We start from the raw sequence: 1,907 nt of genomic DNA, 5'->3' as shown, positions 1-1,907 counted from the left end.
AAATTGGGGGCCACTTCTGGGTTAGTCATTGGCGTGGCAACTCGACCAATGATCAATGGAATGTTCAACGCTAGCCAGTAAATCGACTTATTACGGTCATGCCAACGCTTAGTGGTTATCGCCAAATCTGGGATCAGAAGAATCAATAAGAAGATAGGCAGAAGAATATAAGAAAATGCTGGGAACAACTTACTGATGCCCGCACCAAAACCTAAGATTAGGATGTAGTAGATGATGTTCCACATCCAGTAAGTTTTACGACCTATACGCCCTTGGAAAGAAAACAATAACTCTTTAATCGACATCGACTTTTACCCTAACTTTGAAAGGCTATGGATTAGCCGAGTCAGCATGGTTTGAAAAGTTCATCCCCCCAGAGGAAAACATCACCAGATTTCAAACTGTAGGTCTGTACATTTAGAGCCTTCAGCTTGCCGACTCTAAATGTCTAAATGAGGCAGTTTGGACTTTAACTCGAACAATAGAGCTAGTTCACTACTTTCTGGAAGCAATCAATATCCATATCGCGCACATTCACCGTTAAGCTACGAACATGACTCGCTTGTTCCTGTAAAACAACCATCAGTGCTCTTGATAATTCGCGTTTTTGTTCTGCACTTCTACCTGCTAGCAAATCAAAGTTGATGTGAATAAAATCAACACTATCGCCCTCTTCTCCTACCAACCAATTGTGGCAACGAAGCGCACGTGATTTGACGGACGCAAGCTCAAACAAACCACTCTCCAAGGTGACTTTGTGTAGATCTTCCAGTAATCCTTGAACATTCACACGCTCATCGACTGAGTTGGAATATTCTAAAACTAAGTTTGGCATTTTGATTCCTTTCTTATTACGGCGAACTTTTAACCCACAGTAATACCAATCTAAGGCGCATTTTCCGAGGAATGGACTATCATTCTGTCTACGCGATCACCAATCGATTGCTTTTGACAAAAATAACAGAACTAATGCAACACCGACCAGATGAAGAAAGCCGAATAAGACATGACGCCAATCATGATCTGTTCACATTATTCTGTTATATTCCTACGTAGATTTTTTACATTAATAGACTATTTACATTAAAGATAAGGGAGATATTCCTATGCGTCGTCCTGTAGTGATGGGTAACTGGAAACTAAACGGTAGCAAAGCAATGGTAACTGAGCTACTAACAGGTATTAACGCTGAACTTGAAGGCGTTGAAGGTGTAGACGTAGCAGTAGCTCCACCAGCTCTTTACATCGATCTAGCTGAGCGTGTAATCGCTGAAGGCGGTAACAAAGTTATCCTAGGTGCACAAAACACTGACCTAAACAACAGCGGTGCTTTCACTGGCGACATGTCTCCAGAAATGCTGAAAGACTTCGGTGCTTCTCACATCATCATCGGTCACTCAGAGCGTCGTGAATACCACAACGAATCTGACGAGTTCATCGCGAAGAAATTCAACTTCCTAAAAGAAAACGGTCTAACGCCTGTTTTCTGTATCGGTGAATCTGAAGCTCAAAACGAAGCTGGCGAAACTGAAGCAGTATGTGCACGTCAAATCAACGCAGTTATCGACACTTACGGTGTTGAAGCTCTAAACGGCGCAATCATCGCTTACGAACCAATCTGGGCTATCGGTACTGGTAAAGCAGCAACAGCTGAAGATGCACAACGCATCCACGCTTCTATCCGCGCACTAATCGCAGCGAAAGACGAAGCAGTTGCAGCACAAGTAATCATCCAATACGGCGGTTCTGTTAAACCAGAAAACGCAGAAGCTTACTTCTCACAACCAGACATCGATGGTGCTCTAGTTGGCGGCGCTTCTCTAGACGCTAAGAGCTTCGTAGCTATCGCTAAAGCAGCGGCAGCAGCTAAAGCTTAATTTCGCTTTTTACTAGGGTGTGTTGATCTT

General features: G+C 43.3%; 3 protein-coding genes. 1 reads left to right on the top strand and 2 read right to left on the bottom strand.

Going from position 1 to position 1,907, the window contains the following annotated elements:
• On the bottom strand, positions 1-305 hold a 305-nt coding region (locus KIV40_RS25730), incomplete at its 3' end, for a DUF805 domain-containing protein (protein WP_285352020.1).
• Between the two features lie 182 nt (positions 306-487).
• The gene (locus tag KIV40_RS25725; protein WP_005451170.1) at positions 488-835 is read right to left on the bottom strand and encodes a 5-carboxymethyl-2-hydroxymuconate Delta-isomerase; all 348 of its coding nucleotides are present in this window, start codon (positions 833-835) and stop codon (positions 488-490) included.
• A 271-nt stretch (positions 836-1,106) separates the two neighbouring features.
• On the opposite strand from KIV40_RS25725, the gene tpiA reads away from it, so the two are divergent.
• Complete coding sequence (tpiA, locus tag KIV40_RS25720) at positions 1,107-1,877, top strand: triose-phosphate isomerase (protein ID WP_005428123.1); 771 nt, start codon at positions 1,107-1,109, stop codon at positions 1,875-1,877.
• Positions 1,878-1,907: the final 30 nt, after the last annotated feature.

Source organism: Vibrio sp. D173a (assembly GCF_030248475.1).
Note: the sequence above shows the minus strand (reverse complement) of the source record. Positions and strands in the feature narration are given on the sequence as shown.

Excerpts from the sequence above, each read along its gene's own strand:
- tpiA (WP_005428123.1), top strand. The coding sequence starts at position 1,107 with ATGCGTCGTCCTGTAGTGATGGGTAACTGGAAACTAAACGGTAGCAAA.
- KIV40_RS25725 (WP_005451170.1), bottom strand. The coding sequence starts at position 835 with ATGCCAAACTTAGTTTTAGAATATTCCAACTCAGTCGATGAGCGTGTG.